This window comes from Marilutibacter chinensis (assembly GCF_021725675.1).
Classification (GTDB): Bacteria; Pseudomonadota; Gammaproteobacteria; order Xanthomonadales; family Xanthomonadaceae; genus Marilutibacter; species Marilutibacter chinensis.
Genome location: NZ_JAKJPO010000003.1, coordinates 604,681 through 611,630, shown reverse-complemented (window position 1 = coordinate 611,630; position 6,950 = coordinate 604,681). Strand labels below are relative to the sequence as shown.

Annotated in this window: 3 protein-coding genes; all 3 read right to left on the bottom strand. The window is 66.6% G+C overall.

The features are described 5' to 3' along the window. The coding region (locus L3V18_RS08370) for a M20/M25/M40 family metallo-hydrolase (protein WP_237054208.1) at positions 1-1,880 on the bottom strand (1,880 nt) is incomplete at its 3' end. Between the two features lie 200 nt (positions 1,881-2,080). Continuing rightward, the gene (locus L3V18_RS08360; RefSeq protein ID WP_305068983.1) at positions 2,081-4,324 is read right to left on the bottom strand and encodes a M4 family metallopeptidase; all 2,244 of its coding nucleotides are present in this window, start codon (positions 4,322-4,324) and stop codon (positions 2,081-2,083) included. A 298-nt stretch (positions 4,325-4,622) separates the two neighbouring features. Then, positions 4,623-6,560 carry a proprotein convertase P-domain-containing protein gene (locus L3V18_RS08355; protein WP_237054207.1) on the bottom strand — a complete coding sequence of 646 codons (1,938 nt, stop codon included), beginning with the start codon at positions 6,558-6,560 and terminating at the stop codon, positions 4,623-4,625. Between the last annotated feature and the right edge of the window lie 390 nt (positions 6,561-6,950).

Genomic DNA, 6,950 nt, shown 5'->3' with positions numbered 1-6,950 from the left:
TCGCTGGACAGGTTCAGCGTGTAGGTGCCGATCACGTTGTCGGCGCTGCCGCCGCTGCGGTTGTGGATGTTGTAGGTGCTGCCGTCCGGTGCGACCAGATCGACCTTCAGATCACCCTTGTAGGTGTGGCGGATATCGACGTCGACCGAAGCGCTGCTCGGCGCGTTGCCGCTGCGACCTGACACGCTGATCGGGCTCTCGACGGTGGCGTTGTCGTTGATCGTGTAGTCGGTGGTGTTGCTGTAGGTCTGTGCGCCGCCACCGCCGCCGGTGCTGTAATCGCCGACCAGGCTGACGCCGGAGAAGCTGCTGTACGCGCGCAGCGACACGTGCCAGGTCCCGGCCGCCGGCGAGGCGAAGCTGCAGGTCTCGCTGTTGCCGCTCTTGTACGGACGGCAGTCGTAGCTCGACGTGGTCGGCTGGCTGCCGTGCTTCACGTACAGGTCGGCATCGCCGGTGCCGCCGGAGATCGTGAAGCTCAGGTTCGACGCGCCGGAGGGCACTTCCATCGTGTAATGGACCCAGTTGCCCTGGCTTGCCGCCAGCCCGGTCACCGGCACGCCCTTGGTCAGGGTGTTGCCGGTCGGGGGCGGTTCGGTATCGCCGTCGGTCTTGGCCAGCTCGCCGAGAAAGCCCAGCGCCAGCTTCGCCAGCGGTACGCTTGGCTGGGCCGTGCCGCCCATGCCGGGAAGGGTGTCGGAGGTGGTGTGGAGGCGGTTGTTGAAGCTTGCCTCGAACATCATTGCCGCCGGATAGCCGGCGCTGGTCCAGGACGCATGATCGGAGCAGCCATATCCGCAGGTATAAGTGCCGCGGGTCAGCCCGAGCGGTGCCAGGTACTCGTCGAACACGTCGCGTACGAACTGCTGCAGCGCGCTGTTGCTGTAGTCGGTGATCAACTGCATGTCGACGCCGGAACCGCTGGCATAGTTGGTCATGTCCAACTGCAGTACGCCGACCACGTTCACGCCCTGGCTCGAGAACGACTGCGCGATCGCGTTGGAACCGCGCAGGCCGACTTCCTCGGCGGCGTAGCCCATGAACTTGACCGTGCGTCGCGGCTTCCATCCGTCGGCAAGGGCGACGCGCAGTACTTCGGTCAGGGTCGCGATGCCGGAGGCATCGTCGTCGGCGCCCGGCGCGGCCATGTTCTCGCCGCTTCCGCTGTTGGAGATCGAATCCAGGTGCCCGCCGAGCACGACGACTTCGTTGGCGAGGTCGCTGCCTTCGATGGTCAGGATCACCGAGGGCTGGGTCGAGCAGCTGGAACAGGAGAACAGCTCGGCGCTGACGTCGGACCGGCCGCCTCCGTACGAGAGCCAGGTGTCGTGGATCCATTCGGCAGCCGCCTTGCCGTGGCTGCTGGCGTAGTAGCGGTTCGGATAGCCGGTGGAAAGATGATCGATGGTGGCGCGGATGTGGCTCTCGCTGACCTGCGGCAGCCACGGGCCGACGGTGTCCTGATTGTCGATGGTATAGCTCGCGAACACGGTCTGCTGCGCCTGCGCGCTGCGCTCGTTGGCGAGGAAGGCTTCCGCCTCGGCCTGGCTGGCGAACGCAAAGAAGCCGCCGCAGCGATGCTCGTCGGCGTGGATGCGATGGCTGGCGTCGCCCAGCTGATGGGCCTGGATGCGCGATATCACCAGCGGATTGCCGGTGCTGTCGCGGCGTCCGGCCGGGTCGCGGGCGATCGCCGCCAGGCTGGTGCGGTAGCTGTCCTGCGAGGTGACGACATAGACCGGTGCGAACGGGTCGCTGTCGATGCGTTCGGCCAGCGCCGGACTGATGTGGTCGTGGTGGGCGTCGGTGGTCCGCGCGTGGCCGGCGCCGCTGGCGGCCAGTGCGGCCACCAGGGCAAGCGATGAAATATGTCCTTGCATTGCGGAGCTCCTGGGATGCGGATGCGGGGTCTTCTGGTGTGCCCCGCATCCGGGAAGGGACGGGCGCGATGGCCCGGGTCGGATCTCCCTGTGCGATCCGGAGTAGTGGAGCCCGGCCGAAGCCGGGCCCCGGTGCAACCCGCCGCCGATAGCTGTCGTGGCGGCGGTTTCGCTGTTCCGATCAGGTCATGACGCCACGCTTAGAACGTGATGCTCCAGCTGTTGATGTAGCCGGTGTCGTAGTTGGCGTTGTCGTTCACGCGCAGCTTCCAGGTGCCGTTGAGCGGTTCGCTGGACAGGTTCAGCGTGTAGGTGCCGATCACGTTGTCGGCGCTGCCGCCGCTGCGGTTGTGGATGTTGTAGGTGCTGCCGTCCGGTGCGACCAGATCGACCTTCAGATCACCCTTGTAGGTGTGGCGGATATCGACGTCGACCGAAGCGCTGCTCGGCGCGTTGCCGCTGCGACCTGACACGCTGATCGGGCTCTCGACGGTGGCGTTGTCGTTGATCGTGTAGTCGGTGGTGTTGCTGTAGGTCTGTGCGCCGCCACCGCCGCCGGTGCTGTAATCGCCGACCAGGCTGACGCCGGAGAAGCTGCTGTACGCGCGCAGCGACACGTGCCAGGTCCCGGCCGCCGGCGAGGCGAAGCTGCAGGTCTCGCTGTTGCCGCCGAGGTAGGGTCGGCAGTCGTAGCTGGACGTGGTCGGCTGGCTGCCGTGCTTCACGTACAGGTCGGCATCGCCGGTGCCGCCGGAGATCGTGAAGCTCAGGTTCGACGCGCCGGAGGGCACTTCCATCGTGTAGTGGATCCAGTTGCCCTGGCTTGCCGCCAGCCCGGTCTCCGGCACGCCCTTCTCCAGCTCGCCGCCACCCGGCGGATCGCCGCCGCCGTCGCAGCTCACGCCCACGGACGCGAAGGCCGCGGTCACGTCGGCGACCGTCAATCCAAGATCGGAGGCGGCCGACTCGACGCCGCAGGCACCCTGATCGAAGTCGGTGCTGGAGGTCCAGTACAGCTGGTTGGCGCGGGCGAACACCCGGAACGCATTGCGGGTATCCCAGCCGGTCTTGTTCGCCAGCAGGTAGAACGCCTTGTTGTAGACGCCGGACGAATAGTGCACGTCCATGCCACTGTAATAGTCGTCGGCATGGCCGATCGACCTGCCGTCGCGGGTCGGATCGTCCATGTAGCGCAGCGCGCCGCTGCTCTTGAAGATGTCCGCGCCGACCAGGAAGTCGTTGCTGCCGCGCATGAAGTACTCGGCGGCCTCGCCGGCGATGTCCGAATAGGCCTCATTGATACCGCCGGACTGTCCGGAATAGATGAGTCCCGAGTTCTGCTCGGTGAAGCCGTGCGAGACCTCGTGCGCGGACACGTCCAGGCTGACCAGCGGGTAGAAGGTCGAGGCGCCGTCGCCGAAGGTCATCGACGAGCCGTTCCAGAACGCGTTCTCGTAGTTGCTGCTGTAGTGCACGCGCATGGTCAGCTGGAAGGTCAGAGGCGGTGCGCCGACGTAGTCGTCGTACATGTCGTAGACGACCTTGCCGAAGTAGTGCGCGTCGTTGAGCGGCGAGTACGCGCCGTTGATCGTCTTCACGGTGTTGCGCGGACAGGTGTAGGAGAACGCGGTGCTGCCGCTGGTGCCGTGATTCAGGTTGACCGTCTTCACGACGGAATTGCTCATCGTGCAGGTGCTGCCGCTCTGGCTGACGTCCATGTAGCCGAAGTCGGTGCCGTACTCGTACTGGCCGGTCTTGCTGTTGCCGCCGGGTCCGGTGCCGTCGGCGTGCGCAAGCGCATCCCACTGCTTGATGACCCGGCCGCTGTCGGCGTCCAGGATCACGACCGGGCGGGTCGGCTCGCCGCCGGTCGGGGCATCGGCGAAGAACGACACCACGAAAACCATGTGCGCGCGTCCGTTGTCGTCGACGTAGACCATCTGCTGCGAGGTCTCGTTCTCTATGATCCGGCGGCTGAGATCGGCGCCGAGTGCGGCACGTTTGCCCAGCGCCGCCGCGCGGGCCTTGCCCAGCTTCGGCGGGACTGCGGGCAACTCGCTGGCCAGGCCTGTCACCGATTGGCCGAACAGCCGGTGCACGCTGCCGTCGCTGCGCTCGCTGACCACCACATGCTCGCCGAACACCGGCACGCCGCGGTGGGTCTGACGGTAACGATAGTGTCGGGTTCCGTCACGGTCCTGATAGGACCTGATCAGCTCGAGACCGGACTCGGACTCCAGTCCGATCATCTCCGCATGGCGGTCGATGGCGCGAGCGGGCGTGCCGATCGTTGCGCTCGCGGACTGGTACTGCCGGTTCAGCTGCACCGTATCGAGGCGTTGGAGGTCGACCTTCTCGGCCGCGTCCGCGCTGGCCATCGAAAGCCCGAGTGCGAGGGCCGAGACCGCGACCCACTGGCCGTGCCGATGATTTGCGTCTTTCATGTGCTTGTTTCCCTTCAAGTGTGAAAGATCGGATCGCGCATCTGCGCGACTTCCTAGTCCGGCGAACTGCTGCACGCGTTGCAATCGCGCCGGTGGCGGGTCCGATGACTCCCGGACCCTGTCCCCCCGCTCGCGAAAAGATTCCCTGATGAACGGCCGGCCGGGCGCCCGTCCCAATCCCGCCGGCCACGGCCTTCCGGAGCCAGCGGGGAACGCGCATTGCGCGCGTCATGAAGTCACGCTCGAGACGCGACGTCCGCAGCTGCATGCCCGGAACGTCGTGCCCCGAGCGTCGTGCTCAGAAGGTCAGGCTCCAGCTGTTGATGTAGCCGGTGTCCTGGTTGGCGTTGTCGTTGACCCGCAGCTTCCAGGTGCCGTTGAGCGGTTCGCTGGACAAGTCCAGCGTGTAGGTGCCGATCACGTTGTCGGTGCTGCCGCCGCTGCGGTTGTGGAGGTTGTAGACGCTGCCGTCCGGCGCGACCACGTCGACCCGCAGGTCACCCTTGTAGGTGTGGCGGATGTCGACGTCGACCGAGGCGTTGCCGGGCGCGTTGCCGCTGCGGCCGGACACCGTGATCGGGCTCTCGACGGTGGCGTTGTCGCTGATCGTGTAGTCGCTGGTGTTGCTGTAGGTCTGGGTACCGCCGCCGCCGGTGCCGTAGTCGCCGACCAGGCTGACGCCGGAGAAGCTGGAGTAGGCCTTGATCCGGACATGCCATGTGCCGGCCTGCGGGCTGGCGAAGCTGCAGGTCTCGATGTTGCCGTTGAGGTAGGGCCGGCAATCGTAGCTGCCGTCGGTCGGTGCGCTGCCGAACCGGACATAGAGGTCGGCATCACCCGTGCCGCCGGAGATGTCGAAGGCGAGATTGGAGGCGCCGGCCGGCACTTCCATCGTGTAGGTGATGTCGTTGCCGGTGCTGGCGGCCAGCCCGGTCACCGGGACGCCCGGCGTCAGTTCGTCGTCGGGCGGTGGAGGGGTCGTGCCGCCGTCGTCGCCGTCGGGCACCTGGTTGTTGAAATAGGTCGCGACCTGCGGCCATATCCGCGAGATCTTCGCGCCTTCGTTGTTGCAGCCGCCCAGATGATGCAACGCGATCACCTTGTGGCTGTCGCGCGAGATCACCGGCGATCCCGAGCTGCCGCCTTCGGTGTCGCAGGTGTAGCCGATGTCGCTGCCGGGGTCGCCGCTGGTGCCGTCGGCGGTGGTCGACTTGACCGCACAGGCGGCGCTGCCGTCCATCACGCCCAGCTCCTTCATGCGGCCGCCCGGATGCTGGGCGATGTACATCCCGTCGCCGACGGAGACCGGATCGATGTCGAGGCCGAGATAGCCGAACGGCTCCAGCGTGGCGAAGTTGTTGACGGTGAACAGCGTGTAGTCGAGCGCGGCGTCGGTCTTCAGCATCTGGCTGCCGGTGACCTTGGTGACCGGCGCACCGGTGCTGCCGCTGCAGCTGGCCTGCTGGTAGTTGAACCAGAACTCGGCGCCGGACACGCCGGAACTGGTCGATATGCAGTGATTGTTGGTGAACAGGCGATTGTCGGGTCCGACGCGCCATACCGTGCACAGGCTGCCGCTGCTGCTGAGCATGCGGCCGACCGGGCGCGAACGATCGTAGGCGTCCGGGTCGCTGCTGACGTAGCAGGCGACCGGGCGCTTGTCGTCGCTGCCGCAGATCGAGGTCGTGCCAACGTCGGTCGACGGCGTGAGCAGACCGCTGTCCTGCAGCTCGGGAAGCATTTCCTCCGGATAGCCTTCCAGATAGCGGGAAACCACCACGCCGTGCCGTGCGGTCCATGGCTCGTTCGCGCTGCCGACCAGGCGCAGCACCGCCACAGGTCCGCCGATCGACATCGCCGAGAAGCTGTTCACTCCATTCTGGCCGAGCGTCTCGTCGACGGTGTGGGCGTCGCGGTGATCGGCGCTGTAGCGATAGACCTCGCTGCCGTCGGGACTGGCGACCTCGAGGGTGACGCCGTCGGGCAGCGAGAAGTGATCGAAGTGCACCTTGATGAAGGCGGCATCCGGGGTACGGATGACAGTTGCGCGCTGCGTGCCCGCCGCCGCCGCGCCGATGCGGCCATGCAGGCTGATCTGAGCGTCACGTTGCGCGGCGATGCGGACCGGAACGGGCTTGCCTGCGGCGGGCTCGGCGGCGAAGCCGGGCGAGGCGAGGCCCAGCGAGACGATCAGGGCGAAGGCAAGCGGATGGGACCGGAAAACGACGGACTTCATCATGGCTCTCCATATTCATAATGAAAGTGCAGTGGCACCACGGCGCCAGGCCGTCTCCGCGTCGGAGCCGGGATGCCGGACCGCCGCTGTCGAAGACCTCCCCCTGGGGCGACCCTGGTGACGCGGAGCAGCCGTGCCGCCGCATGTCCTTGCCGGCGACCAGGCAACAGGGTCGTGCGCAGGCCGTGTGGTGCCGGCGATGCGCCGCGGACGCGGATTGCGGCGCGACCGCGCTCCGAGTTACCCACGCGGGCCGGAGGCGGTCAAATCAAATATTTCACTAAGCGCGAATATGCGAAACCGGCATGTCTGCAAGCGTGACCGCATTCGCTTAAATGCCCGACCGGAGGCGGCGGTTCGCGGGGCGGCGACCGCGGCGTGTTGCATTGC